General features: G+C 69.3%; 28 protein-coding genes. 8 read left to right on the top strand and 20 right to left on the bottom strand.

Translation table 11 applies throughout. From position 1 onward, the window contains the following. Nucleotides 1-3: 3 nt before the first annotated feature. The 4 genes from MPLG2_RS09030 to MPLG2_RS09045 form a co-directional block, all read right to left on the bottom strand. The gene (locus MPLG2_RS09030) at nt 4-408 is read right to left on the bottom strand and encodes a hypothetical protein (protein WP_105185845.1); all 405 of its coding nucleotides are present in this window, start codon (nt 406-408) and stop codon (nt 4-6) included. A 182-nt stretch (nt 409-590) separates the two neighbouring features. After that, on the bottom strand, nt 591-956 hold the full coding sequence (locus tag MPLG2_RS09035) for a fluoride efflux transporter FluC (protein WP_105187572.1): 366 nt from the start codon (nt 954-956) through the stop codon (nt 591-593). Next, nucleotides 956-1,363, bottom strand: coding sequence for a fluoride efflux transporter FluC (locus tag MPLG2_RS09040; RefSeq protein WP_173909615.1), 408 nt, complete (start codon nt 1,361-1,363; stop codon nt 956-958). The genes MPLG2_RS09035 and MPLG2_RS09040 overlap by 1 nt, the downstream gene beginning before the upstream one ends. After that, a complete protein-coding gene (locus MPLG2_RS09045; RefSeq protein ID WP_197709895.1) occupies nt 1,354-1,854 on the bottom strand; it encodes a universal stress protein in 501 nt (166 codons plus the stop codon). The genes MPLG2_RS09040 and MPLG2_RS09045 overlap by 10 nt, the downstream gene beginning before the upstream one ends. A gap of 73 nt (nt 1,855-1,927) precedes the next feature. On the opposite strand from MPLG2_RS09045, the gene MPLG2_RS09050 reads away from it, so the two are divergent. Next, nucleotides 1,928-3,043: an LOG family protein gene (locus MPLG2_RS09050; RefSeq protein WP_231935607.1), complete on the top strand. Its 1,116-nt coding sequence runs from the start codon at nt 1,928-1,930 to the stop codon at nt 3,041-3,043. Here the strand turns inward: MPLG2_RS09050 and MPLG2_RS09055 are convergent. The 7 genes from MPLG2_RS09055 to rpsB all read right to left on the bottom strand — a co-directional run bounded on the left by MPLG2_RS09055 (nt 3,000) and on the right by rpsB (nt 9,971). After that, nucleotides 3,000-4,568, bottom strand: coding sequence for a succinic semialdehyde dehydrogenase (locus tag MPLG2_RS09055; RefSeq protein ID WP_105185846.1), 1,569 nt, complete (start codon nt 4,566-4,568; stop codon nt 3,000-3,002). The genes MPLG2_RS09050 and MPLG2_RS09055 overlap by 44 nt on opposite strands. A gap of 21 nt (nt 4,569-4,589) precedes the next feature. After that, a complete protein-coding gene (gene rlmN, locus MPLG2_RS09060; RefSeq protein WP_231935993.1) occupies nt 4,590-5,720 on the bottom strand; it encodes a 23S rRNA (adenine(2503)-C(2))-methyltransferase RlmN in 1,131 nt (376 codons plus the stop codon). A 115-nt stretch (nt 5,721-5,835) separates the two neighbouring features. Next, complete coding sequence (locus MPLG2_RS09065; RefSeq protein ID WP_105185848.1) at nt 5,836-6,717, bottom strand: phosphatidate cytidylyltransferase; 882 nt, start codon at nt 6,715-6,717, stop codon at nt 5,836-5,838. Then, nucleotides 6,717-7,271 carry a ribosome recycling factor gene (gene frr / locus MPLG2_RS09070; RefSeq protein WP_173909654.1) on the bottom strand — a complete coding sequence of 185 codons (555 nt, stop codon included), beginning with the start codon at nt 7,269-7,271 and terminating at the stop codon, nt 6,717-6,719. The genes MPLG2_RS09065 and frr overlap by 1 nt, the downstream gene beginning before the upstream one ends. Before the next feature lie 17 nt (nt 7,272-7,288). Then, nucleotides 7,289-7,999, bottom strand: a complete 711-nt coding sequence (gene pyrH / locus MPLG2_RS09075) for a UMP kinase (RefSeq protein ID WP_105185850.1) — start codon at nt 7,997-7,999, stop codon at nt 7,289-7,291. 159 nt (nt 8,000-8,158) lie between these two features. Beyond that, a complete protein-coding gene (gene tsf / locus MPLG2_RS09080; protein WP_105185851.1) occupies nt 8,159-8,971 on the bottom strand; it encodes a translation elongation factor Ts in 813 nt (270 codons plus the stop codon). A gap of 13 nt (nt 8,972-8,984) precedes the next feature. After that, nucleotides 8,985-9,971 (bottom strand): 30S ribosomal protein S2, encoded by a 987-nt coding sequence (gene rpsB, locus MPLG2_RS09085; RefSeq protein ID WP_105187575.1) that lies wholly within the window; start codon nt 9,969-9,971, stop codon nt 8,985-8,987. A 386-nt stretch (nt 9,972-10,357) separates the two neighbouring features. Between rpsB and MPLG2_RS09090 the strand changes: the two genes are divergently transcribed. Next, nucleotides 10,358-11,302, top strand: coding sequence for a peptidoglycan DD-metalloendopeptidase family protein (locus MPLG2_RS09090; RefSeq protein WP_173909616.1), 945 nt, complete (start codon nt 10,358-10,360; stop codon nt 11,300-11,302). A gap of 6 nt (nt 11,303-11,308) precedes the next feature. On the opposite strand, the gene MPLG2_RS09095 is transcribed toward MPLG2_RS09090, so the two are convergent. Then, nucleotides 11,309-12,223, bottom strand: a complete 915-nt coding sequence (locus MPLG2_RS09095) for a tyrosine recombinase XerC (RefSeq protein WP_105185853.1) — start codon at nt 12,221-12,223, stop codon at nt 11,309-11,311. 84 nt (nt 12,224-12,307) lie between these two features. Between MPLG2_RS09095 and def the strand changes: the two genes are divergently transcribed. Then, nucleotides 12,308-12,892, top strand: coding sequence for a peptide deformylase (gene def, locus MPLG2_RS09100; protein ID WP_105185854.1), 585 nt, complete (start codon nt 12,308-12,310; stop codon nt 12,890-12,892). 21 nt (nt 12,893-12,913) lie between these two features. Beyond that, nucleotides 12,914-13,396, top strand: a complete 483-nt coding sequence (locus MPLG2_RS09105) for a type III secretion system chaperone family protein (protein ID WP_105185855.1) — start codon at nt 12,914-12,916, stop codon at nt 13,394-13,396. Nucleotides 13,397-13,411: 15 nt separating this feature from the next. Here MPLG2_RS09105 and MPLG2_RS09110 read toward each other — a convergent pair whose 3' ends face one another. Both MPLG2_RS09110 and MPLG2_RS09115 read right to left on the bottom strand, forming a co-directional pair. Beyond that, entirely contained in the window at nt 13,412-14,836 is a 1,425-nt protein-coding gene (locus MPLG2_RS09110; RefSeq protein WP_105185856.1) for a serine hydrolase domain-containing protein, read from the bottom strand. Continuing rightward, the gene (locus tag MPLG2_RS09115; protein ID WP_105185857.1) at nt 14,833-15,660 is read right to left on the bottom strand and encodes a TrmH family RNA methyltransferase; all 828 of its coding nucleotides are present in this window, start codon (nt 15,658-15,660) and stop codon (nt 14,833-14,835) included. Before MPLG2_RS09115 ends, MPLG2_RS09110 begins: the two co-directional genes overlap by 4 nt. Nucleotides 15,661-15,711: 51 nt before the next feature. Between MPLG2_RS09115 and MPLG2_RS09120 the strand changes: the two genes are divergently transcribed. After that, complete coding sequence (locus tag MPLG2_RS09120; RefSeq protein ID WP_105185858.1) at nt 15,712-16,680, top strand: bile acid:sodium symporter family protein; 969 nt, start codon at nt 15,712-15,714, stop codon at nt 16,678-16,680. Nucleotides 16,681-16,721: 41 nt separating this feature from the next. On the opposite strand, the gene MPLG2_RS09125 is transcribed toward MPLG2_RS09120, so the two are convergent. From MPLG2_RS09125 to fabG, 5 genes are read right to left on the bottom strand one after another with little or no spacing between them, the layout of a single operon-like run. After that, complete coding sequence (locus tag MPLG2_RS09125) at nt 16,722-17,864, bottom strand: SPFH domain-containing protein (RefSeq protein WP_105187576.1); 1,143 nt, start codon at nt 17,862-17,864, stop codon at nt 16,722-16,724. Nucleotides 17,865-17,869: 5 nt separating this feature from the next. Beyond that, a complete protein-coding gene (locus MPLG2_RS09130) occupies nt 17,870-18,322 on the bottom strand; it encodes an NfeD family protein (protein ID WP_105185859.1) in 453 nt (150 codons plus the stop codon). 7 nt (nt 18,323-18,329) lie between these two features. Then, nucleotides 18,330-19,115, bottom strand: a complete 786-nt coding sequence (locus MPLG2_RS09135) for an ABC transporter ATP-binding protein (protein WP_105185860.1) — start codon at nt 19,113-19,115, stop codon at nt 18,330-18,332. Nucleotides 19,116-19,133: 18 nt separating this feature from the next. Next, entirely contained in the window at nt 19,134-19,904 is a 771-nt protein-coding gene (gene fabI / locus MPLG2_RS09140) for an enoyl-ACP reductase FabI (protein WP_105185861.1), read from the bottom strand. Between the two features lie 20 nt (nt 19,905-19,924). Further along, a complete protein-coding gene (fabG, locus tag MPLG2_RS09145) occupies nt 19,925-20,650 on the bottom strand; it encodes a 3-oxoacyl-ACP reductase FabG (protein ID WP_231935608.1) in 726 nt (241 codons plus the stop codon). A gap of 55 nt (nt 20,651-20,705) precedes the next feature. Here fabG and MPLG2_RS09150 point away from each other — a divergent pair, with 55 nt between their 5' ends. Both MPLG2_RS09150 and MPLG2_RS09155 read left to right on the top strand, forming a co-directional pair. Then, on the top strand, nt 20,706-21,047 hold the full coding sequence (locus tag MPLG2_RS09150; protein WP_231935609.1) for a DUF3099 domain-containing protein: 342 nt from the start codon (nt 20,706-20,708) through the stop codon (nt 21,045-21,047). 3 nt (nt 21,048-21,050) lie between these two features. Then, nucleotides 21,051-21,965 (top strand): SURF1 family cytochrome oxidase biogenesis protein, encoded by a 915-nt coding sequence (locus MPLG2_RS09155; RefSeq protein WP_105185862.1) that lies wholly within the window; start codon nt 21,051-21,053, stop codon nt 21,963-21,965. A gap of 216 nt (nt 21,966-22,181) precedes the next feature. On the opposite strand, the gene MPLG2_RS09160 is transcribed toward MPLG2_RS09155, so the two are convergent. Beyond that, the gene (locus MPLG2_RS09160) at nt 22,182-23,378 is read right to left on the bottom strand and encodes a DDE-type integrase/transposase/recombinase (protein WP_173909610.1); all 1,197 of its coding nucleotides are present in this window, start codon (nt 23,376-23,378) and stop codon (nt 22,182-22,184) included. Nucleotides 23,379-23,488: 110 nt separating this feature from the next. Between MPLG2_RS09160 and MPLG2_RS09165 the strand changes: the two genes are divergently transcribed. Next, on the top strand, nt 23,489-25,072 hold the full coding sequence (locus MPLG2_RS09165) for an IS1182 family transposase (RefSeq protein WP_105184965.1): 1,584 nt from the start codon (nt 23,489-23,491) through the stop codon (nt 25,070-25,072). Nucleotides 25,073-25,344: the final 272 nt, after the last annotated feature.

Here is a 25,344-nt window from a genome sequence, read left to right on the forward strand (position 1 = left end):
AGGTTACAGGGGGTGTCGGACGGCGCTGCCGCTCAGCCGGCACCGAAGCAAGTGAACACCCGGCGTCCGGACGGCTGGCTCGCCTGCACCTGAGCCAGCGCCGCCGCCGGGGGCCGACAGCCGGTGGGTGGCGAAGGCCATGCGCTCAGCCGCCGACCGCACCTCGCCCAGGTCGGCCAGGCGTCCGCGGCGGGCGAACCAGACCGCCAGCGCGGCATCGCCGGCGCTGTGCAGAGCGGCGTCCAGCTCGCTGCTGCGAACGGGTTGCAGCAGTCGTCCGGCGTTGCCGACCAATCGACTGCGGTCGCGAATCGCGGTTTCGAGAGCCGTGCGGCCGCGGGCGGTGGTGGTGGCGCGCAACCGGGTGAGCAGGTCGGCCAAGTGGACGGCGCGGCGCAACTCGATCATCGCCTCGTCCGGCCGACCGCCGTTCAGCAGTGCGTGCCCGCGCGCGCGGTGCGCAAGCGAAAGAGAACCGGGGCCAGGGCCGCGTCGGGGTAGTGCCAGGCCCGGTTCCACGCCTGCTGGGGGTGGCTGCCGTCGGTCGCCATGCGTTCAGCCAGCAACCCCGCCGCCTCGTGGTTTCGTGCTCAGAGCGACATCAGCCACAACCCCAGAAACGCAGCGAGCACACCGGCGATCAGTCCCCCGCCGGCGTGCAGCGCAGCAGCCGCGGCACGTCCGGCCCGCAACAACCGCCAGCCCTCGACCGAAGCCGTGCTGAACGTGGTGAACCCGCCGCAAAAGCCCGTGCCGGCCACGCTCACCCACTCGGGTGCGCCGCCGTGAAAGGTCACCCAGCCGCTGACCAGGCCCAGCAGCAGCGAGCCGAGGGTGTTGATCACCAGGGTGGCGATCGGCAGCCGCCACCGACCGGCCCGGGCGATGAGGGCGTCGGACTGGAACCGGGCGGCCGCGCCCAGGCCGCCGGCCAACGCCACCAGCAACGCGCTGATCACGGGCTCAACCTCGCCGCCAGCCGTCCGCCCGCCATCGCCGCCGACAGTCCCATCAGCACGGTGCCCAGCGCGTAGCCGAGCCCGCTGAACACGGCTCCGGCCTCCACCAGCCGCACGGTCTCGAGCGCGAACGTCGAATAGGTGGTGTAGCCGCCCATCACGCCCGTACCCAGACCGAGCCGCAGCAACTGCCGTGCGCCGGCGTCCGGCCCGCGCCGGGCGAGCGTTTCGAGCAGCAGCGCGAGCAGAAAGGCGCCGGTCACGTTGATCGCGAACGTGGCCCACGGCCAGCCGCCGGGCTGCGCGGGAAAGGCGGTCTCGAGCGCCGCCCGGACGGCCGTGCCGACCACTCCCCCGGCGAACACCACTGCCGTTCTGGCGCCGCGCGGCACGCTCAGGCCCACGGCATCGGAGCCTTCCAGTCGACCACGCTGAGCGGCACGGCGAGTACCGGACGGTGCTGATGCTGGGCCAGCTTCAGCGCCAGCGCCCCGTCGAGAAACTCGCGCACCTTGGCGCCGTGCTCGGGGGCGTGGGTGCCGACCACCAGCACGGCGGCGTCCACCGCCCGGGCCAGGTGGGTCAGGGCCCGATCGGGGCGGCCCGCCAGGTAGCGGAACCGCCACGACACCGCCGAACCCAGCAGGCCGTGCAGCTCGGCTGTGATCGTGGCCTCACGCTGACGCCAGGCGTCATCGGCGGCGTCGGGGTCGAGATCGGCGTGCTGCACGGTGCCGTCGTCGAACTCGCGCTCGACGAACCGCTGCTCGTCCACGTAGGCGAAGTAGAGCGCTCCCCCGCTCAGCCGGGCCAGGTCGGCGGCGGTGAGCGCCACCAACGGATCACCCCCGGGCCGTACGGCGGCCACGATCGCACCGGCTGCGAACGGGGTCATGCGATCAGGCCTCGGCTGCGGAACACGATGCTGCATCGCGGGCCTCCTCTCGCCGCCACGCTACCGTGAGCCCGTGCGCACCGATGTGGAGTCACTGGACGAGTTCGACGCGCACCTGGGCAGCACCGGGTCGCTGGCCGGGGTGGTCGTGCAGTCGGTCGACCTGACCCGCCGCTCGGCGGTGCTGCGTGAGGCCGACGTGGGCGGCGCGATCTTTCTCGGATGCCGGCTGCGGCCCGGCGACGCCTCACAACTCGCGCGCGCCGGCGCCCTGGTGTTCCCCCGGCTGCCCGATCTGCCGTTCGATCCGTACCGTCCGGCGCTCTACACCGCCGAGGAGCTGTACCGGGGCCTGGAGCGCGGGTACGCCGACACCCCCGACGCCCGCATCTTCGCCTGGGCCCGTGCCCAGTTGCGACCCGGCGGGCTGGACGCAGACCTGTCCGCGGCCCTGCACGACCACGCGATCAGCGAGGCACTGCACGAGGCCATCGACGGCGCCGAACACGTGGTCGGCGTGATGGGCGGCCACGCGCAACGCCGCGGCAGCGAGCCGTATCGGGCCAGCGCCCACCTGGGTCACACGCTGGCCGGCGCCGGGGTGCTGGTGGTTTCGGGCGGCGGGCCGGGCTCGATGGAGGCCGCCAACCTGGGGGCATCGTTCGCCGGGTCGGTCGCCGAACTGGACGCCGCGATCGGCGCCCTGGCCGCCGCCGAGTCGTGGTCGCACGACATCACCGCCTGGGCGCGATCGGCCCAGCAGGTGCGCCGCGACTACCCGTGCACCCGACAGTCACTGGGCATTCCAACCTGGTTCTACGGCCACGAACCGCCCAACCTGTTCGCCTCGGGCATCGCCAAGTACTTCACCAACGCGTTGCGCGAAGACTTTCTGTTGCGGCTGTGCCGGGCCGGGGTCGTGTACCTGCCCGGAGCGGCCGGCACCGTGCAAGAAGTGTTTCAGGCCGTCACACCCAACTACTACGCGCCCGAAGGTGAACCGACGGTGCCGCTGGTGCTGGTGGGCGCCCGATACTGGACCGAAACCGTGCCCGTGTGGCCCCTGCTGCAGTCTCTCGCGAAAGGGCGCACGATGGCGTCGAGCATTCAGCTGGTCGACAGCGTCGACGAGGCCTTTGCAGCACTCAGCGCAGCCGGGCGTGCCGCAGTGCCGAGAGCCCTCGGCTGAACAGCGCCGCGAACTTCTCCTGGGCGTCGCGGGCCGCGGCCAGCGAGCCCGCCCGCTGCTCCGCGACGCTCTGCACGACGGTGAACCGCAGCAGCCCGTCAGCACCGTGCCGTCCGCCCGTGCCGGACTCACCGCGCGCGCCCATGGCAGCGCCGGTCGCACCCCACGAGGCCAGGAACGTCTCGTTGATGCTCACGGTGCCGCAGCGCAAGCGGCGGGCGAGCGCGCGGGCGGCGCAGCGGTCGGCGCTGACGATGACGGCCTGCAGGCCGTAGTCGGAATCGTTGATCAGGCGTACGGCAGCGTCGTCGTCGGCGACCCGGTAGACGCTCAGCACGGGGCCGAAGGTCTCGGCGTCGCGCACGTCCATGGCGGCGGTGACGTTGTCGAGCACGGTCGGGGCGTACACCCAGGGCCCGACGTCGGGGCGTGGATGGCCACCGGTGAGAACGGCGGCGCCGTGTCGCACGGCGTCGCGCACGTGCGCATCCACCCTGGCCATCTGATCGGCACCGAACAGGGTGCCCATGTCGTAGCCGTAGTCGAGCGCGACGCCCAACCGCATGTCGTCGACCGCGGGTATCAGCCGAGCCAGAAACGCCTCGGCGATCGCGGCGTGCAGCACCAGCCGCTCGGTATGCACACACACCTGGCCCGCACCGGCGAAGGCACCGCGCAGGGCGACGTCGACCGCCAGGTCGAGGTCGGCGTCGCGTCGCACGTAGAGGGCGTTCTTGCCGCCGAGTTCGAGCGAACAACCCACCATGCGCTCGGCGGCCAGCTTCGCGACCCGCCGTCCGACCGCCGTCGACCCGGTGAAGCACACGTAGTCGGCGCGGCGAACCAGGGCGTCACCCACCACGCCTCCGTCGCCCACCACCACCTGCAGCACCCCCTGCGGCAGGCCGGCTTCGACCAGCAGTCGCACCCCCCACAGCACCGACAGGCTGGTCAGCGGGTCGGGCCGCAGCACCACCGCGTTGCCGGCCAGCAGAGCGGCCAACGCATCGCCCAGCGACAGGGCGAACGGGTAGTTCCAGGGCGTGATGATGCCGACCACTCCCCGTGGCAGGCGTTGCTCGGTGGCCGTGCACAGCACCGGCATCGCCCCGCGCACCCGCCGTGGGGCGAGCAGCGCGGCGGCCGAGCGGGCGTAGAAGCGGGCCACGTTCGCCACCTCGGCGACCTCTTCGAACGCGTTCGCGCGGGTCTTGCCGGTTTCGAGCTGAATCAGGTCGAGCACCTCGTCGCGGCGGGCCAGCAGCTTGTCGTGAAAGCCGAGCACGACCGCGGCCCGGCGCTTGTGGCCAAGGGATTTCCACACCCGTAGCGCCGGACGAGCCTGCTGCACGGCCAGAGCGACGTCCGACACCGTCGATTGGGGCACCCGGGCGAGCAGTTCGCCACTCAGCGGGGTGTGGACGCTGCGCAGTTCAGCGGCTTCGTCGGCGACGATGCCTTCGGTGAGGTGTGCGATGAGTGCGGGATCGAGAACCTGCCCCAGCTCCTCGACGAACGACCGCATTGCATCAGGGTACGCGCACTGCTACCCGGCCGCTTGGGACGCCGCCAACTGCCCGCACGCGCCGTCGATCTCGCGGCCCCTGGTGTCGCGCACGGTGACCGCCACGCCACGCCGCTCCAGCACCCGCACGAAAGCGCGCTCGTCGTCGCGCCGCGAGGCCGTCCATTTCGAGCCGGGTGTCGGGTTCAGCGGGATCAGGTTGACGTGCACCCAGCCGTACCCGCCGTCGCGGCGCAGCACGTCGGCCAGCATCGCTGCCCGCTCGGGCTGGTCGTTCACGTCACGAATCAGCGCGTACTCGATCGACACCCGGCGCTTGGTGGCCACAAAATAGGCGTGGGCGGCGTCGATGAGTTCGGCGACGTTCCAACGCGTGTTGATCGGGCACAGCTCGTCGCGCAGTTCGTCGTCGGGCGCGTGCAGGCTGACGGCCAGGGTGACCGGCAGCCCCTCGGTGGCGAGTTGATCGATGCGGGGCACCAGCCCCACGGTCGACACCGTGATGCCGCGGGCGCTGATGCCCAGGCCGTGCGGCCCCGGCGCGGTGAGGGTGCGAACGGTGGCCATGATGGCTTTGTAGTTGGCCAGCGGCTCACCCATGCCCATGAACACGATGTTGTTGATGCGGCCCGGGCCGCCCGGAATCTGCCCATCGGCCAGTGTGCGGGCACCCGCGAGCACCTGGGCGAGAATCTCGGCGGCGCTCAGGTTGCGTTGCAGGCCGCCCTGGCCCGTGGCGCAGAACGGGCAGGCCATGCCGCAGCCGGCCTGCGAGCTGATGCACAGCGTGGCGCGATTGCGTCCATTGCCGGACGCCCTGATGCCCGGCACGCCGTAACGCATCAGCACCGACTCGATCAGCGACCCGTCGTGCAGCCGCCACAAGGTCTTCAGCGTGGTGCCGCCGTCACAGCTCAGCGGCCGCACGTCGGTGAGCAGCCGGGGCAGAAACGCCTCGGCGACCCGTTGCCGATCCTCTGCCGGTAGGTCCGTCCAGCCCGCCGGGTCGAGGTCGAGGCCCTCGAACACGTGCCGCGAGATCTGGTCGGCGCGAAACCTCGGCAGGCCCAGGGCGACCACCGCGTCGCGGCGTTCGGCCTCGGTGAGGTCGAGCCAGTGCTGTGGCGCCTTGCCGCGCCGGGTGGGTGCCATGGTGAGCGGCACGGTCGCCCCGGCCCTGACGCGATCTTCGAGGGCTGCGTAGGCGCTCACCTCGTCGTCGCGCAGCCGGTCGGTGGCGGGTGGTTGCGGGTTCGTCATCGCCTGCTCAGTTCGGAATCAGCAGATAGAGGATCAACCAGGCAACCGGCGAGGCGACCAGAATCGAGTCGAGCCGGTCCATCGCGCCGCCGTGGCCGGGCAGGAACGACGACATGTCCTTGATGCCCACGTCGCGCTTGATCAGCGACTCGATCAGGTCGCCGCAGGTGCCGGCCAGCACGATGCACACCGCGAGCAGCAGGCCGACCCACCACGCGGCGCCGAGCCACCACACGGTCAGCGGGATCGCGACGGCGGTTGCCAGCCCGAACGAGCCGGCCAGGCCCTCCCAGGTCTTCTTCGGGCTGATCTGCGGAGCCATCGGGGTCTTGCCCCAGCGGGCGCCGATGGCGAAGCCGCCGGTGTCGGTGCCCATCACGACCAGCAGAATCGTCGCCATCTTCGCCGAGCCGTGGGGCGAGGCCAGAATCAGGCCGGCGAACGAGCCGAGCAGCGGAATGTAGCCGATCGTGAACAGGCTGGCCGCGGCGTCCTTGACGTAGCCGGCGGCACCGCCGGGCATGCGCCAGATCAGTGCGGCCAGCACGGTGGCGCCGAGAAAACCCAGCAGCACCGAGTGCCACGGCAGCGCGGTCTGACCCTCTTGGGTGGCGGCCGCGTACGAACCGCAGATCACCGCGATGGTGCCGGCACCGATGGGCCAGACCGCCGAGTTCATGCCGATGCGCTTGAGCGCATCGTGCAGTTCGACGGTGCCGAGGGTGAGCATGGCGGTGACCAGCAGCACGAACCCCCAGTGCCAATACACGAGGGTGAGCACCACGGTGGCGGCCAGCCCGAGGCCGACCAGAATGGCGGCAGGCAGGTCCCGGCCGGCACGTGACTTTCGTACGGCCGGCTCGGCGGGAACCCCCTGCTCGGCCACCATCAGACCTCCAGCAGCTCCGCTTCTTTGGACTTCAGCAGCTCATCGATGCTGTCGACGTACTTCTTGGTGACACCGTCGAGGGTCTTCTCGGCTCCGCGGGCGTCGTCTTCGCCGACCTCTTTGTCTTTCACCAGCTTGTGCACCGAGTCGTTGGCGTGCCGGCGAATGTTGCGCACCGCCACCCGTCCTTCTTCGGCCTTGTGCTTGGCGAGCTTGACGTAGTCTCGGCGCCGGTCTTCGCTCAACTGCGGCATCACGACGCGAATCACGTTGCCGTCGTTGGCGGGGTTGACGCCCAGGTCGCTGTCGCGAATGGCCTTCTCGATGCCGGCCATCGACGAACGGTCGAAGGGGCTGATCAGTACCGTGCGGGCCTCGGGCACCTGAAAGGTGGCGAGCTGCTGCAGCGGCGTCGGCGACCCGTAGTAGTCGACCATCAGCTTGTTGAACATAGCCGGGTGGGCGCGTCCGGTGCGAATCGCCGCGAACTCTTCGCGGGCGTGCTCGACGGCACCCTTCATCTTGCTTTCGGCGTCAGAGATGATGTCGGGAATCATCGGGCGCTCCTTTCTCAGGCGTGGACGGTGGTACCGATCTTCTCACCCTGCACGACGCGCAGAATGTTGCCCTCGACACCGAGGTCGAAGAAGATCATCGGCAGCTTGTTGTCGCGGGCGAGGCTGATCGCGGTGGCGTCGGCCACCTTCAGGTCGCGGGCCAGGTAATCGTCGTAGGTGAGTTCATCGAAGCGCTGGGCGTTCGGGTTCTTCTTGGGGTCGGAGTCGTAGACGCCGTCGGTGCCCTGTTTGCCCATCAGCAGTACGTCCGCACCGATCTCGAGGGCCCGCTGCGCGGCGACGGTGTCGGTGGAGAAGTACGGCATACCCGAGCCGGCACCGAAGATGACCACCCGGCCCTTCTCGAGGTGGCGTTCGGCGCGGCGCGGAATGTAGGGCTCGGCCACTTGGCCCATCTCGATGGCGGTCTGCACCCGGGTCTGTACGCCGGCCTTCTCGGTGAAGTCCTGCAGGGCCAGGCAGTTCATCACGGTGCCCAGCATGCCCATGTAGTCGGCCCGGTCGCGGTCCATGCCGCGCTCGCTCAGTTCGGCGCCGCGAAAGAAGTTGCCGCCGCCGATGACGACCGCCACCTGCACGCCGGCGTTCACCACCGACTTGATCTGGGCGGCCAGGCTGGCCACCACGTCGGGGTCGACGCCGATGCCGCGCGAGCCGCCGAACATCTCGCCGGACAGCTTGAGCATGATGCGGTGGTAGGTCATGGGCGTGACTGCTCCTCGTGGTGAGATCGGGGCTGGGCTCACTCTAGTCGTGACCCGCGTGACCGGACGACTCGGCCGGCAGCGCCGGACTCTCGCCGACCGCCGATGAGCCGAACGGCCGACCGGGGCGATCCCGATCGGCCGTTCGTGGTGATTTCGTCAGGCGCCCGCTGCGAAGCGGACGAAGCGCTTCACGGTGACACCGTTCTCTTTCAGAAGCTGGCCGACGGTCTTCTTGTCGTCCGAGACCGAAGCCTGCTCGAGCAGCACCACGTCTTTGTAGAAGCCGCCGAGGCGGCCCTCGACGATGCGCGGAATGATCTGCGCGGGCTTGCCGTCTTCTTTCGCGGTGAGCTCGGCGATGTGCCGCTCGTGAGCGAGCACCTCGGCCGGAACGTCGTCGCGGGTCACGTACTGCGGCGACATGGCGGCGATCTGCATGGCGATGCCACGCACGAAGTCTTCGTCACCGCCGTCGTACTCGACCATGACGCCCACCTGCGGCGGCAGGTCTTGCGACCGCTTGTGCAGGTAGATGCTGACATCGCCGTCGTAGTTGGCCGCGTTGGCCACTTCGAGCTTCTCGCCGATCTTGGCGGCCAGTTCGGCCACCGTGTCGCCGACGGTCTTGCCGGAGGCGAGCACCACGGCGTTGGCCGCGGCTACGTCGGTCGCGCCCGACCCGTCGACAGCCTGGGCGATCTCGTCGGCCAGGGCCACGAACTCGGCGTTCTTGGCCACGAAGTCGGTTTCGGCGGCCAGGTGGATCACGCTCTTGCCGGCCGAGGCGACCAGGCCGTTGCTGGCCTCACGGTCGGAGCGCTTGGCCATCTTGGCCTGGCCGGTCACCCGCAGGATCTCGACCGCGGCCTCGAAGTCGCCGTCGGCCTCGGTGAGGGCCTTCTTGGCGTCCATCATGCCCGCGCCGGTGGCGTCGCGGAGCTTCTTCACATCAGCGGCAGTGATTGCCATGTCTTGCTTGCTCTCAGTTCTCTTCGGTGGTGGACACTTCGGCCTCGATGGTCGGATCGACGGTCTCGTTGGCGGCGATCTCGGCGGTCTCGACCTCTTCGGCGACCTCGGCGGACTCGACGGCGGCACCGGCGACAGCGCCCTCGACCTCGTCGGCCAGCTCGTTGGCCTGCACGTCGGAGCCCTCGACGGCCTCGGACTCGCGGACCTCGGCAGCGGCGGCGGGAGCAGCCTCGTCGGCGGCACCCAGCAGCTCACGCTCCCAGTCGGCCATCGGCTCGGCCTCTTCACCGGTGGTGGAGGCGGCCCGGCTGCGGGCCAGCAGTCCCTCGGCCACGGCGTCGGCCACCACGCGGGTCAGCAGGGCGACGGAACGGATCGCGTCGTCGTTGCCGGGGATCGCGAAGTCGACCTCGTCGGGGTCGCAGTTGGTGTCGAGAATGCCGACGATCGGAATGCGCAGCTTGCGGGCCTCGTCGATCGCGAGGTGCTCCTTCTTGGTGTCGACCACCCAGACCGCCTGCGGCAGCTTGCCCATGTCGCGAATACCCGACAGGGTTTTGGCCAGCTTGTCCTTCTTGCGGCGCTGCTGCAGCAGCTCCTTCTTGGTCAGCCCCGAGGCGGCGACGTCGTCGAAGTTGAGGCCCTCGAGCTCCTTCATCTTGCCGATGCGCTTGCTGATGGTGGCGAAGTTGGTGAGCATGCCGCCCAGCCAGCGCTGGTTCACGTACGGCATACCGACGCGGGTGGCCTGCTCGGCGATCGCTTCCTGGGCCTGCTTCTTGGTGCCCACGAACAGAATCTGGCCGCCACGCGCGACGGTGTCGCGCACGAAGGCGTACGCCTGGTCGATGTAGGTGAGCGACTGCTGCAGGTCGATGATGTAGATGCCGTTGCGCTCGGCGAAGATGAACTTCTTCATCTTCGGGTTCCAGCGGCGGGTCTGGTGCCCGAAGTGGACGCCGCTCTCGAGCAGTTGACGGGTGGTGACGACGGCCACGGCCGGTCCTTTCTTGCGGGACACGCCTATGCGGCGCGGTTGACCCGCGATGAGTTGTTCGAGCCGAACGGTTCGGCCCGCCTGATGCGACCGTTGCGCGCCACCCCTTGCGGGGACCACGGCGGCAACCCGTCGAGCGCGACGGTTCGAGGTTGCATGCGAAGTCGATCCGGATGTCCGGATCGCCACCGGCGATTATACGACGAAGCGACGCCCGAGCCCAAACCAGGAATGCTGCACCCCCGGCCATCCCGGCGAACGCCGGGATCTCGACCGTCATCCCGGCGAACGCCGGGATCTCCAGGAATCACAAGCCAGGGTGACGTCGCGGATCGAGTTTGAACACTTTCGGCCAGCCGGTCGCTCAATGAATGGCGGAGGGGTTGATGCGCATGTTTCGCGGGTTCTGGCGGGTGATGGGTGTGTCGCTGCTCGCGGGCGTGCTGCTGGTGATGCCCGCGGCACCGGGCCGGGCCTTCGGGTCTGTGCGCCCGGTGCCCGGCCCGGTGCTGCGGGCCTTCGATCCCCCGGCGAAGGACTGGCAGCCGGGGCACCGGGGGGTCGACCTGGCTGCGAAGGTCGGCACCCCGGTGCGGGCCGCCGCCGCGGGGCGCGTGAGCGTGGCCCAGGTCATCGGCGGACGCGGGGTGGTCACCATCGTGCACGGCGACCTGCGCACCACCTACGAGCCGGTGCGGGCCTCGGTTCGGGTTGGTCAGCAGGTGCGCGCCGGCGACGTGATCGGCGCCGTCCAGGCCGGGCACTGCGCCGGCGGGTGCCTGCATTTCGGCTTGAAGCGCGGCGATCAGTACCTCGACCCGCTCGGCGACACGTACGGCCAGGGCACCGGGCCGGTGCGGCTACTGCCGGCCTCGGCGGTGGCGCTGGCCCGCAAACTCGCCGCCGAACGGGCCGCGGCGCTGGCGGCCGGTGACGTACCGCACGGGTCGGGGGTACTGCTCAACCCCGTCGGCGGTCGCATCACCTCACCGTTCGGCCGCCGCTTCCACCCGATCTTCCACGAGTGGCGCATGCACGAGGGGGTCGACCTGCAGGCCTCGTGCGGCACGCCGATCCGGGCCGCGGCCAATGGGGTCGTGCGCTCGGTGAGCTATGACTCCTCGGGCGGGCACCGGTTGGTCATCGCCCACGCCGGTGGGCTGACCACCCACTACCTGCACGCCCAGGGGTATCGGGTGCACAGGGGGCAGAAGGTCAAGCGCGGCCAGGTGGTAGGCCGAGTCGGGTCGACCGGGTGGTCGACCGGCTGCCACCTGCACTTCACGGTCAAGGTCAACGGACGGCTGGTGAACCCGGCGGCTTATCTGTGACGCGGCTCAAGCCCGGGGGTGGGCCTGGGTGTAGGCGGCGCGCAGGCGCTCGTTCGACACGTGGGTGTAGATCTGGGTGGTGGCCAGCGACGAATGACCCAGCATCTCTTGCACGCTGCGCAGGTCGGCACCGCCCTCGAGCAGGTGGGTGGCCATGGCGTGACGCAGGCCGTGCGGGCCCAGGTCAGGCGCGTCGGGCACCCGGGCCAGGGCTTTGTGCACCAGCCGACGCACCACGCGCTGGTCGATTCTGCCGCCCCGATCGCCCACGAACATCGCGGCGCCGGAGCTCTCGGCCGCCAGCAGATCGCGGACCCCCAGCCATTGCCGCAACGCCCGCAGCGCAGGCGAACCCAGCGGCACCGTGCGCTCCTTGTCGCCCTTGCCGCGCACCCGCAGCACCTGCCGGTCGGCGTCGAGCGACCCGATGTCGAGGCCGCACAACTCCCCCACCCGAATGCCGCTGGCGTACAGCACTTCGACGATCGCCACGTCGCGCAGGGCGGCGGCCCTGGCCGGGCCCTCGTTCACCTCGGCCGCCTGAGCGCTCAGGGCGTCCAGCGCCTGCCTGGCCTGGTCGACCTCGAGCGTCGGCGGCAGGGTGCGGTCGACCCGGGGTGAGCGCAGGCCGGCGGCCGGGTCGTGCGGCAGCCGCGCGGTCTCGCAGGCCCAGGCGTAGAACACCCGCGCCGCGGCCGCTCGGCGTTGCATGGTGGCCCGCTCGGCACCGGCGGCGTGCATGCCGGCCAGCCAGCGCCGCAGCGTACGCAGGTCGGCGTCGGCCAGGCTGCCGCTGCCGGTGCGGTCGAGGTAGTCGGCCAGGTCGTTGAGGTCGCCCACGTAGGCGCGCACCGTGTGCGGCGAGGCGTTGCGGGCCACCCTGAGGTGGTGCTCCCACTGCGCGAGCAACTCCGGCTGCATGGTGCCGAGCCTACGTCCGCTGCGGCAGCGTGAGCCGGCGGCGCGTCGCATGGGTAGGCTGGTCGGCCGTAGAGAAAGGCGGCCATGGCTGACGACCTGACCACCGGTGGCACCGTGCTGCCGATCACCCGCTGGGGCACCCCGGTGATGCACGCACCCACACGCGCGGTCACCGACTTCGATGACGACCTGCGCACGCTGGCCCGCGACATGTTCGCCACCATGCACGCGGCGCAGGGTGTGGGGTTGGCGGCCACACAGGTGGGCGTTGACCTGTCGATGTTCGTGTTCGAATGCCCAGACGATGACGACGTGGTGCAGACCGGCGTGGTCTGCAACCCCGAGGTGACTGTGCCGGAGGCCCGCGACCGGGTACTCGACGCGACCGAGGAGGGCTGCCTGTCGTACCCCGGCGGCTACCAGTTGCTGGCCCGCCCCGACCATGCCGTCTGCACCGGCCAGGACGCCCACGGCAACCCCGTCACCATCGAGGGCACGGGCCTGCTGGCCCGCTGCCTGCAGCACGAAACGGATCACCTGGGCGGCACCGTGTTCGGCGACCGGCTGTCGACCCGCGCCCGGCGGCTGCTGTCGAAACAGCACGAAGAACTCGCCCACCTGTACCCCGACGACTGGCCCGTGACGCCGCGCCGCACCTCGGCCGGCTGACGCGCAGAGAAGGAAACCGCAATGACCATGTTCAACTGGGGCCCGACCGAGCCGTCCGGCCCGATTCCGTTCAACAAAGAACGCTGGGACGCCGTGCTGACCAGCCTGGAGGTGAACTTCGCCATCGACGAGGACGGCGACCGGTTCGGCGACTGGGAGTCGATGCGGCTGTGGTTCCTGGTCGCCGGCGACAAGAACGACCTGATGGCGATGCGCTCGATGTGGGACATCAGGCCGCCGATCGAGGCCTACGACTACATGGTCGAGGCGATCAACAGCTGGAACCGTGACCACTTCTGGCCCAAGGCCATTGTCACCCGCGGCGAGCAGCACCTCGGCATCTTCGGCGACCTGGTCATCGACATCGAGACCGGGGTCACCGACGACTTTCTGCGCCAGCAGGTGCGCTGCATGATCGGCATGTCCGACCAGCTCTACACCTACCTGGCCGAACTCTTCCCCGAGTCGAAGAACTGGTTCGACGCCGGCCAGCCGTCCGAGTAACGCCGCAACTCGGGGCTAGACGTCGAACGCGACCGCGTCCAGCGGGTCGTCACCGGTCAGCGGCACCAGCCGCCAGTCGAGCAGTGCGGTGCCGTCAGCTTGCGCGGTCACGACGATCGTGTGCGGCGTCTCGACCAACCTCAGTTCGGCCTTGAACGTGTCGCCCTGCCACCCGCCCGAGGCAGCGATCGCCACGCGTGAGGACTGGGCGGCGGGCCAGGTCGACTCCAGCCATCGACCCTCGCCCACCAGCGTGCTCAGGTCATCGTCGCCGCGGTGCAGCGTGACCAGATGCTCGCCGGGCTGCGTGCTCTGAACAGTGATCGCACTGACGATCTGTGGCAGCTGCGAATCCTGATGACGCGACACCCGCACCGTCTCGGCCGGCGCAGCGCCGCCCGACAGCGCCGGGTGCGCCAGCGATTCGAGCCGCCGGGCCAGCTCGGCGTCCGCCTCGGGGTCGGTGGGCGCGTCGACGGACGGCAGCAGGTGCGTCCACAGAGCGTCCAGGGTGGCCTGCATGTCTTCGACCTCGGACGTGATGGCCACCGCGATGTCGTGCTCGGGCAACACGATGGCGTACTGCCCGTAGGCGCCGTCGCCGCGGTAGCCGTGGCTGGCGCCCCAGAATGACGCTCCGTAGCCATGGGCCCAATCACCGGCCATGTCGGGGGCCTGCAGGGAGGCGGCAGTCGGCACCGGTGCCCACGCGGCGTAATCCGCAGGCACCAGCTGCTCCCCGTGCCAGCGACCGCCGTCGAGCCAGGTCTGGGCGAGCGCGAGAATCGTCGGCGTCGTCACGTGCAGGCCGCTGAACCCGAGGTCGCGGCCGAATGGGGTGCGTTGCGCCCGAGCCGGGTCGCCGGTCAGCCGATCGAGTACCAGCCGACGCACGTGCGCGGTGAGCGGTTCGCCGGTCGCCGCGGCGATGGCCTGCGCCACTAGATAGGTGGCCACCTGGTTGTACGCCCACACTTCGCCGGGCTCACCGTCGGGCACGCGCGTGTCGAGAATCGCCGCCAGCACCGGGTCGGCCCCCTCGGCCACGGCGGGCAGCGCATCGTCGCCGTTCCAGTTCCAGGCCTCGGCGGTGTGACCCGCCGTCATGGTGATGCAGTGCCGCACGGTCACCCGACGCCACACCGGGGCCACCGATTCGAGGTCGACCAGGTACGACAGCACCGGCGCGTCGAGGTCGATCAGGCCCTGGCCGACCAGAACGCCGAGCGTGGTGCTGGTGAAGCTCTTGCTGAGCGAGTAGCCCAGGTGCACCCGCTCGCGGGCGTACGGCGCCCACCATCCCTGCGCGATCACCTGACCGTGCCGGGCGACCATCAGCGAGTGCGTACCGTGGCCGGGAGTTTCGAGGGCGTCCAGCAGGGCGAGCAAACCACGGGCGTCCACGCCCTGGGCCGACGGGGAGCTGCGCGGCATCGTCATGGGGCGAGGGTAGCGGGCGCGGTCGGTCGACCGAGCGCGTACCCGGCGATCGCGCTTGCGGCGGCCACGTTGAGCGAGTCGATGCCGGCGCGCATGGGAATGCGCACGGCCACGTCGGCCTGATCGATCCAGCGGGTGGACAGGCCGGCACCCTCGGTGCCCAGCAACACGGCGAGACGCTGCGCCGGTTCGACACGGGCGGCGAAGTCCGCCACATCGACCGCGTCGTCGCGCAGGGCCAGAGCGACCACCGTGAACCCCGCCCGCTGCAGCGTCGGAACGGCGGTGCGCCAGTCGTCCAATCGGGCCCAGGGAAGGGAGAACACCGCCCCCATCGAAGTCTTGATCGCCCGTCGGTACAGCGGGTCGGCGCAGCGGGGGGCGAGCAGCACGCCGTCCCAGCCCAGGCCGGCGGCGTTACGCAGAATGGCGCCCACGTTGGTGTGGTCGACGATCTCTTCGCACACCATCAGCCGACGCATCGCGAGCAGGTCGGCCATGGTGTGCCGGGTTTCGCGGTATAGGGACGCCAGCGCCCCGCGGTGCACGTGAAAGCCGCTGACCGCCTCGGCCGTGGCCTCGCTGACCCGGTAGACCGGGGCGTCGCCCACCACGTCACGCAGTGAGTCGAGCCAACGCGGCGCCAGCATGAACGATCGTGGCCGGTAGCCGGCCTCGATCGCCCGGCGGATCACCTTCTCGCCCTCGGCGATGAACAGCCCCCGTTCGGCTTCGAGGTGCTTGCGCAGCGACGAGTCCCGAAGGGCGACATAGTCGGTGAGCCGGACGTCGCTCGGGTCGTCGAGGTCAATCACGTCGGGCATGGCGAACAGTCTGGCCCACGGCAGGCATCCCCGGCGCAATAGGGTGGGGTCGTGGGGTGGCTGAAACGTGTCGACCGGTTTCTACTCGCCATCGTGACCGCAGCCGTAGTGGCCACCGTGCTGCCCGCGCAGGGCGTGACGGTGCCCGTGCTCGAGTGGGTGACCAAGGCCGCCGTCGCCGTGCTGTTCTTCGTGTACGGGGCGAGGCTCAAGCCCGACCAGGCCCTGGCGGGGCTCAAGCACTGGCGGCTGCACCTCACCATTCTGGGCCTGACCTTCGTGGTGTTCCCCTTCATCGGCTGGGGGTTGCAGGTGCTGTCCCCGTGGCTGCTGAGCCCGGCGCTGTACGCGGGCGTGCTCTACCTGACGCTGGTGCCGTCGACGGTGCAGAGCTCGATCAACTTCACCTCGATCGCCAAAGGCAACGTGGCGGGGGCGATCGTGAGCGCGTCGGCGTCCAACCTGCTGGGGGTGTTCCTCACGCCGCTGCTGTGCTGGCTGCTGATGACCACCTCGGGCGGCATCACCATCGACGCCTCATCGGTGCTCGACATCGTCGGCCAACTGCTGGTGCCGTTCGTGCTGGGCCAGCTGTCGCGCCGCTGGACGGCCGACTGGGTGGCCGCGCACCCCAAACTCAAGCTGTTCGACAACGGCGTGATCGTGCTGGTGGTGTACTCGGCGTTCTCGGCCGGCATGCGCGAACACATGTGGCAGCAGGTCGAGCCGCTGCAACTGCTGGGGCTGGTGCTGGTCTGCCTGGTGATTCTGGCCACCATGTTGAGCCTCAGTTGGTGGCTGGCCCGCCGGCTCGGGTTCAACCGTGAAGACGTGATCGCCATTCAGTTCTGCGGCACCAAGAAGTCGCTGGCCACCGGGCTGCCGATGGCGACGGTGCTGTTCGCAGGCTCACCGGTCGGCCTGCTGGTGCTGCCCCTGATGGTGTTTCACCAGGCCCAACTGATGGCCTGCGGGTCGCTGGCCGCCCGGTACGCCAGGCAGGTCGACGACACCGATTGAGGTCGTCACCCGCGATTGGCGTATTCCAGCGCTACCAGTGACTACTGCTCTGGCTGCACCTCTGGCGCACCCTGCACCGGCGGCGTGGTGGCGTCCAACTGGGGCGTCGTGCTCAACCGGCGCTGCTTGCCGGCCTCCATCTGTTGTGCCTCGGCGATCGCCTGCTGCACCGCTCGTCCGGCCTCGCCCTCGGCCTCGATCTTCTGCTGTTCGATCTCGGCGAACACGTCGATCTTCTGCGGCGCGCTGAACTCGTCCTTGTTCGGCGCTTCGTAGCCCGCACCCGACAGCAGATCGCCCGCCGCCTTGCCCAGCCCCTTCAACGCGTCGTTGAGTTCGGACGGCACGATCCACACCTTGTTCGCATCACCCCGGGCCAGGTTCGGCAGCATCTGCAGATACTGGTAGGCCAGCAGCGACTGGTCGGGCTTACCCGCGTGAATGGCGTTGAAGACGGTGGTGATGGCCTGCGCCTCGCCCTCGGAACGCAGCATCTGCGCCTGCCGGTCGGCCTGTGCCCGCAGCACCGCCGACTCGCGCTCGCCCTGAGCGCGAAGAATGGACGCCTCGCGGTCACCAGACGCCGACAGAATCTGCGACTGCCGCTGACCCTCTGCCAACAGAATCGCCGCCCGCTTGTCGCGCTCGGCCCGGGCGCCCTTCTCCATCGCGTCGCGAATCGTGGCCGGCGGCTCGATCGAGCGCAGTTCGACGCGGTTCACCTTGATTCCCCACTTGCCGGTGGCCTCATCGAGCACCGAGCGCAGCTTGGCGTTGATCTCTTCGCGGCTGGTCAGCGTCTGCTCCAGGTCGAGCCCGCCGATGATGTTGCGCAGCGTGGTCATGGTGAGCTGCTCGATGGCCTGAATGTAGTTCTGCGCCTCGTAGGCGGCGCGCACCGGGTCGACCACCTGAAAGTAGATCACCGAGTCGATGCTCACCATCAGGTTGTCTTCGGTGATCACACCCTGGGGCGGAAACGGCACCACGGCCTCGCGCATGTCCATCGTGTAGCGCACGTTGTCGATCAGCGGCACCAGCAGGTGCGGGCCGGGGTCGAGGGTGCGGCGGAACTTGCCCAGCCGTTCGACGATGCCCACCTGCTGCTGTCGGATCACCTTCAGCGCCTGGGTGAGCAGCGCCACGGCGAAGATGACGATGACGAGAGGGACGATCCATTCCATGCCGGTCATGGCTCCTTGGGGTAGACAACGACGGTGGTTCCGTCGACTTCGAAGATCTCGACCGGGGTGCCGGCCTCGATCGGTTCGTCGTTGAAACTGCGTGCCTGCCAAATCTCACCGGCCACCTTGACCTCACCCGAGCCACTGTCGATGGCGGTGAGCGCACGGCCGGTGCTACCCACCATACGTTGCAGCGACGATCGGTAGCCGGGCGCGCTACGCACCTTGGCCAGCAGGGTTGGCCGCAGCAGAAACAGCAGCGAGAACGCGACGGCTACGGCCACCACGACCTGCACCAGCAGCAGCCCCGGAAACAGCAGCGCCGTGCCGGCACCGGCCAACGCCCCGGCGGCCAGCATGAGCAGCGTGAAGTCGAGGGTGAGAGCTTCACTCACGGCCAGCAGCACCGCGGCAACGAGCCACACAGCCCACCAGTTCGCACTCAGCCACTCCAGCATGCTTCCATCATGCCGTGCCGCGAGCGCTCCACCGTCCGTTGGTGTGACTGACTTCGAGCGGAATGTCGAAGGTTGCGCTCAGGTTGTCGGCGGTGAGCACTTCATCGATCGGTCCGGCCGCCAGCACCCGGCCCTGCTTGAGCAGCAGCGCGTGGGTGATGCCGTCGGGAATCTCTTCGACGTGGTGGGTGACCAGCACGGTCGCGGGGGCGTGCGTGTCACGGCACAGTTCGCTCAGGGTTGCGACCAGCGCCTCGCGGCCGGCCAGGTCGAGCCCGGCGGCGGGCTCGTCCAACAGCAGCAGTTCGGGGTCGGTCATCAGCGCACGGGCGATCTGGACGCGTTTGCGCTCGCCCTCGCTCAACGTGCCGAACGTGCGGTAGGCCAGGTGACCGACCCGCAACTGGTTCATGAGTTCGACGGCCCGCTCAAGGTCGGCGAGTTCGTAGTTCTCGCGCCAGCGACCCATCACCGCGTAGGCGGCGGAGATCACCACGTCGGCCACCCGCTCGCTGCGGGGAATGCGGTCGGCCAGCGCCGCCGACGCCACCCCGATACGGGGCCGCAGCTCGAACACGTCCACCGAGCCGAGCACCTCGCCCAGTACCTCGGCCAGGCCCGAGCTCGGGTGCATCTGGGCGGCCAGAATCTGCAGCATCGTGGTTTTGCCGGCCCCGTTGGGCCCGATGATCACCCACCGGTCGGCCTCGTCGATACGCCAATCGACCCCATCGAGCAGCGTCGCCTCGCCTCGCACGATGGAGACACCGGCCAACTCCGCTACCACCGACATGGGTGCCAACCTACCGGCTCAGGCACCCGTGGAATGCAGGCCGCCGTCCACGTGCAGCATTTCACCGGTCGTGGACGGGAACCAGTCCGACAGCAGCGCCACCACGGCCTTGGCGGTGGGGTCGAGATCCTTCGGGTCCCAGCCCAGCGGCGCCCGCCGTCCCCAGATGTTGTTGAACTCCTCCGAGCCGGGAATGGCCTTCTTGGCGATGGTTTCGAGGGGGCCGGCGGCCACGATGTTGCTGCGAATGCCGTCGGGGCCGAGGTAGCGGGCCAGGTAGCGCGAGGTGCTTTCGAGCGCCGACTTGGCCACCCCCATCCAGTCGTAGACCGGCCACGACTGCCGGGCGTCGAACGTGAGCCCGACGATCGAGCCGCCCGGCCCCATCAGCGGACGGCACGCCATGGTGAGCGACACCAGCGAGTAGGCCGACACGTGAATGGCGGTCTTCACGTCGTCGGCGGGCGTGGTCAGAAACTTGCCGCCCATGGCCGTCTCGGGGTTGGCGAACGCGATCGAGTGCACCACGCCGTCGAGATGGTCGACGTGCTGGCGCAACTGATCGGCCAGCCCGGCCAGGTGCTCTTCGTTGGTGACGTCGACCTCGAGCAGCACCGGCTCGGGGTCGAGCCGCTTGATGATGCGCCGGGTGAGGCTGAGCGCGCGGCCGAAGTTCGACACCAGCACGGTGGCGCCCTGCTCGGCGGCCAGCTCCGCGATGCGGTAGCCGATCGAGGTGTTCATGGTCACGCCGGCGACCAGAACGCTTTTGCCTTCGAGAATTCGCATGACTGTGGTTCCTTCCGCCCTCAGTGACCCATGCCCAGGCCGCCGTCGACCGGGATCACGGCCCCGGAGATGTAACCCGCCTTGTCGCTCGCCAGAAAGGCGACGGTGGCCGCAACCTCGTCGACGACGCCGAGGCGCCCCGCGGGAATGGACGCCTGGTAGCCGGCGATCACCTCATCGGGCAGCACGGCGGTCATGTCGGTTTCGATGAATCCGGGCGCCACCACGTTGGCGGTCACGCCCCGGCTGCCGATCTCGCGGGTGAGCGAGCGGGCCATGCCGACCAGCGCCGCCTTGGACGCCGAGTAGTTGACCTGGCCGGGCGAGCCGTAAAGGCCGACCACCGAGCCGGTGAAGATGATGCGACCCCAGCGCTTGCGCAGCATCGAGCGGCTGGCCCGCTTGGCGCAGCGGAACGCGCCTTTGAGATTGGTGTTCATCACCAGGTCCCACTCGGCGTCGTTCATGCGCAGAATCAGGGTGTCTTTGGTGACGCCTGAGTTGGCGACCAGAATCTCGACCGGTCCGTGCGCCTCTTCGGCCGCCTTGAACGCCGCCTCGACCTGTGCGGCGTCGGTGACGTCGCAGGCGATGCCCAGGGCACCCTCAGGGGCGTCGCCGCCACGCGAGAAACTGGCCACTCGATGCCCGTCGGCCAGCAGGGCTGCCACGATCGCGGCACCGATGCCCTTGTTGCCGCCGGTGACGACCGCGCTGCGGCCGCTCACGCCTTCGGTTTCGGTCACGAGCAGACCCTAGCGGAGGAGGTCCGGCACGGGCAGAACGACATACAGTGTGTGCGTGACAAGGGTGGTTCGAGGCGCCAAGGGGGCCACGCAGCAGGGCGGTCGTCCGGTGCTCATCACCAACGCCCGCCAGCCCAAGTCGCTCGATGCGGAGCAGCGCAACAAGCGCTACCTGATCTCGATGGCCGTGCGCGTCGCCTGCTTCCTGGGCGGCGTGGCGGCACCCACCCCGTGGAACTGGGTGCTGTTCGCCGGCGCGGCGGTGATTCCGCCCATCGCGGTGATGCTGGCCAACGCGGTCGACCTGCGGCGCCCCCAGGAGAACGCGGACGACGTCACACCGGCCCGTCCTGAACTCGAGGTGGACACGGTGATTCGCGGCACGGTGGAGGACTGACCGGTGCCGACGCTGGGCACCATGGGCAACCCCCGCGACGGACGACTGTGGGTGCGTTGGTTGGCGATCGGCGTCGTGGTCGCGTGCCTGGCCGTCGCGTTCGTCAATCTGGGCCGCTGGCAGCTCGACCGGCTGCAGCAGCGGCGCGACAGCAACGGCACGGTGGTGGCCCACGAGAGCGCGCCGGTAGCCGACTGGACGACGGTGTTCACCCACCCCCTGACCGACGCCGACCAGTGGCAGCGGGTGACCGCCACGGGCACCTTCGACCCCAACCACTCGTTCGTGCTGCGCTATCGCTCAGCCAACGGCACCACGGGCTGGCAGATCGTCACGCCGCTGCGCACTGCGGCCGGCAACGTGCTGGTGAGTAGGGGTTTCGCCGCCCGTCCGACCGATCAGGACTTTCCGGCCACGGCGCCCGCCCCGCCGGCCGGCGAGGTGAGTCTGGTGGGGTACGTGCGCCGCAACGAACAGGGCGACAGCGACGCGCTCACGCCGGTGAACGGCTCGATGCGGCTGATCAACTCCGACGCGGTGGCCCCCGTGGTGGGGTACCCGCTGGCCAACGGCTACATCGACGCGATCAGCCTGACGCCCGCAGCCACCGACGGCCTGGTGCCGGTCGAACCCCCCGAGCTGAGCGAGGGCAACCACTTCAGCTACGCGCTGCAGTGGTTCGCGTTCGCCGGCATCGCCGCGTTCGGCCTGGTGGTGTTGGTGCGCTCCGACCTGCGCGACCGGCGGCGGGCCGAGGCTGAGGCGGCCCCGGCGATGCCTGCCGGCCAACCCGCCGCCGACTCCACTGTGACGGCTCCCGCCGCGCAGTCCGGCCAGGCGGCGGCGCGCATCGAAGCCGTCCGCGCAGAGGCTCTTCGCCTCGAAGCAGCCCGGCGCGCGCCGGACGTCGAGCACTGACCAGCCCACCGTTCATTCGGTCACCTCATCACCACACCACCGTCATTCCGGCGAAGGCCGGAATCTCTTCCGGATCAAGTCCGGGATGCAAATGTCGGGTCCGAGCCTGCCGACACACGTCGAGGCACCGCTGTTCGGGTCTCGACAAGCCGTCTTGCCTCACGTCAAGATGTCCGCGGGTGATTGGCGCGTGCCTCATATGAAATGTCCGGATGGTTAGGCGGCGGGGCGGGTGCCGAGGGTGCGAGCTTTGGCTAGGTCGATGAGTTGTTGCTGGATGTGGTTGATGCCTCGGGTGATGCGTGCTGGGTTGAGCTTGTCGTGTTCGGCTGCGAGCCGGGCACGGGTCGCGGGGTCGGGCGGGCCGGTGTCGAGGAGCCGCTGGTAGGGGGTTTTGGGTTTGTCGTAGACACGCTTCTTGCGGCCGCTGCGGGTCTGGGTCCAGTCGACGGCTTTGACGCAGGGCAGCAGGTGGTTCTTGCGGGCCATGACCAGGTCCCAGAGTTGGTTGAGCAGGGCGAGTTCGGTGTCGGTTTCGTAGCGGTAGCGGAAGGCGTGGCGGCGGACCCAGTCGCCGTTGCGTTGCTCGATGTGGGCGTTGTCGTTGTGGTGGTAGGGCCGGCCGCGGGTGATCGGGATGTGGTGGTCGTCGCACCAGGCGATCACGGACCAGTTCATGAACTCGGAGCCGTTGTCGAAGTCCATGCCGGCGATCGGGAGGGGTGCCAGTTTGGCGATCCATTCCAGGCCGGCGTGGACGTGCACGAACGCGTTGTTGCGGATGCTGCGCAGCATGGTCCAGCCGGTCACCGGATCGGTTGCTGACAAGGTGCGAAGGAACTCGCCTTTGAGTGTGTGGCCGCAGTGAGCGACAGTGTCCAACTCCAGAAACCCGGGCACGGTGATCGGGTCGTCGGTCGCGGTGCGCAGCGGGATCGAGGACCGCAGGATGTGCGAGGGTCGGGTGCTGGACAGGCCGGCGGCGGGGTAGCCGGCAGCCTTGTGCGGTTTCAGGTAACGGTCGATCGTGGCTGCCGACATCGACCTTAGTTCGTCGATCACCGTGTCGCTGACCCGGTCGGCGACCTTGCCGAGCTCACGGTCTCGAACCAGCCGACACAGGGTGTCCTCCATCACCACGGCCAGGTACTTGCCCGATGGTTGACCGGCCAGCCGCCACACCTCCTGCAACACGATCAGCGCATCGTAGGAGTACTTGCGTGGGCGTGGTTTCCGCTGCTGGTCGCGGGCCGCGCCCTTGCGGGTGGCCGCGGCCCGGATCGCTCGGCGGGCGTGATCGCGGGTCCAGCCCGTCGACGCCACTAGCGCGTCGAGGATACGGCTCTTCTCAGCTCTGTCCGCCTTCGCGTATTCGCGGGCGAACTTCTTGGTCACATCACGGCGCGACGCCATCGACAACTCCCTGCTCACAGGGCCAGGGAACCCCAACAGCTAGGAGACTGCTGAACAATCCGTCCGCGTGCCCGCCGGTCTGACTGGCCGTGGGCTGGAATGGTTGGGTTGTGCAGGGTGAGTCGAGTCCGCAGCGGGACGTGTTGGATGTGGAGTCGTTGGCGGGGCATCTGCTGGCGGAGGGCAGCGTGTTCCGCTTCCTGGCCGAGCATCGGCAGCGGTTGTTCCCGGACGCGTTGTTCGCTGACTTGTTCCCCTCAGGCCGTGGACGGCCCTCGATCCCGGGCGAGGTGATCGCGTCGGTGATCGTGCTGCAGTCCCTTCATGGGTTGTCGGACCGGGAAGCGGTCGAGGCGCTCACGTTCGACCTGCGGTGGAAAGCAGCGTGCGGGTTCCCGATCGACGCGAAGGGGTTCGATGCGTCGTCGTTGACGGTGTGGCGGCGTCGGCTGGCGTCCAGCGGGCGGCCGCAGCGGATCTTTGAGGTGGTCCGGGACGTGATCGCCGCGACGGGTGCGGTGAAAGGTCGTCAGCGGCGGGCGTTGGATTCGACGATCCTGGATGATGCGGTGGCCCGACAGGACACCGTCACCCAGCTGATCGCCCAGGTCCGCCGGGTGGGCCGGGAGGTGCCCGGCGCCCATCAGGTGATCGGCGAGCGGTGCACTCGGCTGGCCGCGTTGACCGGGCAGGGCTACGACTCCACCGCGAAACCGCGGATCGCGTGGGACGACGCCCAGGCCCGCGACGAGTTGGTGACCGCACTCGTGAACGACGCCCTTGCCCTGCTCGACGGCCTTGATGTCGAGACGATCACTGCCGCTGGCGGCAAGCCGGCCGAGGCGATCGCCCTACTCGCGTTGGTCGCCGGGCAGGATGTCGAACCGGCCGAAGACTCTGACGGCACCGATGGCCAGTGGCGGATCGCCCGGCGGGTCGCCCCGGATCGGGTCATCTCGACCGTCGACCCGGAGGCGCGGCATGCGCACAAGACAGTGGAACGTCGCCAGGACGGGTTCAAGGCCCACGTGGTCATCGAGCCTGATACCGGGCTGGCAACGATGGTTGAGCTGACCAAGGCGGCCGGGCCGGACAACAGCGACGCCACCGTCGGTGCCCGGCTGGTTGTCGCCGACCCGACGATCACCGGCCCGGTTGAGGTGTTGGGTGATTCGGCCTACGCCACCGGTGACATGCTCGCCACGCTTGACGCCAAGCAGTGGGCACCGCTGGTGAAGCCGTGGCCGATCCGGCCCGCCGTCACGGGCGGGTTCACCATCGACGACTTCACCCACGACGCCGCGACACGCACTCTGACCTGCCCGGCCGGGATCAGCCGCCCGATCAGTGGCAAGGGCAGTGTCACGTTCGGTGCCGCCTGCCACGGGTGCGCCCTGGCCGAGCAGTGCACCACCGCGAAGCGAGGCCGCAAGATCACGCTGCATCCTCAGGACCTACTGCAACGCCAGCACCGTCAACGAGCCCTCGACGATGGTTTCCAGGCCACCTACCGACAACACCGGCCGATGGTCGAACGCACGATCGCTTGGCTGACCCAAGGGAACCGGAAAGTGCCCTACCGGGGCGTGACCAGGAACGACAACTGGCTCCACAACCGGGCCGCGGCGATCAACCTGCGCCGACTCCTCACCCTCGGCCTCACCCACGGACCGACCGGCTGGGCGCTGGCCTGACCGACCGCCCAGAGGGCATTGAACCTCCAGCCAACAGCGGCCACCATGGACCTCACACGGGCGGGACGACCCCGTTGTCGCACTCCAGGGTGCTGACTCAAACTCGCCGCTCGACCGCCTTGGCGGCGTCCCGCTCGTCGCCCATACTCAACACGCCGTCAGAATGGAACCTTGTTCAGCAAGCTCCTAGTGTCGTGTCAGGCTGTTCCGTGAACAAATATGCGGGATTCGGGAATTTCGTAGTCTGGCGTCGGGTTCTGAAGAGGCAAGAG

It is taken from the genome of Micropruina glycogenica, assembly GCF_900289045.1.
In the GTDB taxonomy this organism is placed as follows: Bacteria; Actinomycetota; Actinomycetes; order Propionibacteriales; family Propionibacteriaceae; genus Micropruina; species Micropruina glycogenica.

Bases quoted from the DNA above. Each gene is read 5' to 3' on its own strand.
- MPLG2_RS09030 (WP_105185845.1), bottom strand. From the start codon at position 408: ATGATCGAGTTGCGCCGCGCCGTCCACTTGGCCGACCTGCTCACCCGG.
- MPLG2_RS09045 (WP_197709895.1), bottom strand. From the start codon at position 1,854: ATGACCCCGTTCGCAGCCGGTGCGATCGTGGCCGCCGTACGGCCCGGG.
- MPLG2_RS09055 (WP_105185846.1), bottom strand. From the start codon at position 4,568: ATGCGGTCGTTCGTCGAGGAGCTGGGGCAGGTTCTCGATCCCGCACTC.
- rlmN (WP_231935993.1), bottom strand. From the start codon at position 5,720: ATGGCACCCACCCGGCGCGGCAAGGCGCCACAGCACTGGCTCGACCTC.
- MPLG2_RS09065 (WP_105185848.1), bottom strand. From the start codon at position 6,717: ATGGTGGCCGAGCAGGGGGTTCCCGCCGAGCCGGCCGTACGAAAGTCA.
- pyrH (WP_105185850.1), bottom strand. From the start codon at position 7,999: ATGACCTACCACCGCATCATGCTCAAGCTGTCCGGCGAGATGTTCGGC.
- tsf (WP_105185851.1), bottom strand. From the start codon at position 8,971: ATGGCAATCACTGCCGCTGATGTGAAGAAGCTCCGCGACGCCACCGGC.
- MPLG2_RS09090 (WP_173909616.1), top strand. From the start codon at position 10,358: ATGCGCATGTTTCGCGGGTTCTGGCGGGTGATGGGTGTGTCGCTGCTC.
- MPLG2_RS09095 (WP_105185853.1), bottom strand. From the start codon at position 12,223: ATGCAGCCGGAGTTGCTCGCGCAGTGGGAGCACCACCTCAGGGTGGCC.
- def (WP_105185854.1), top strand. From the start codon at position 12,308: ATGGCTGACGACCTGACCACCGGTGGCACCGTGCTGCCGATCACCCGC.
- MPLG2_RS09105 (WP_105185855.1), top strand. From the start codon at position 12,914: ATGACCATGTTCAACTGGGGCCCGACCGAGCCGTCCGGCCCGATTCCG.
- MPLG2_RS09110 (WP_105185856.1), bottom strand. From the start codon at position 14,836: ATGACGATGCCGCGCAGCTCCCCGTCGGCCCAGGGCGTGGACGCCCGT.
- MPLG2_RS09115 (WP_105185857.1), bottom strand. From the start codon at position 15,660: ATGCCCGACGTGATTGACCTCGACGACCCGAGCGACGTCCGGCTCACC.
- MPLG2_RS09125 (WP_105187576.1), bottom strand. From the start codon at position 17,864: ATGGAATGGATCGTCCCTCTCGTCATCGTCATCTTCGCCGTGGCGCTG.
- MPLG2_RS09130 (WP_105185859.1), bottom strand. From the start codon at position 18,322: ATGCTGGAGTGGCTGAGTGCGAACTGGTGGGCTGTGTGGCTCGTTGCC.
- MPLG2_RS09135 (WP_105185860.1), bottom strand. From the start codon at position 19,115: ATGTCGGTGGTAGCGGAGTTGGCCGGTGTCTCCATCGTGCGAGGCGAG.
- fabI (WP_105185861.1), bottom strand. From the start codon at position 19,904: ATGCGAATTCTCGAAGGCAAAAGCGTTCTGGTCGCCGGCGTGACCATG.
- MPLG2_RS09160 (WP_173909610.1), bottom strand. From the start codon at position 23,378: ATGGCGTCGCGCCGTGATGTGACCAAGAAGTTCGCCCGCGAATACGCG.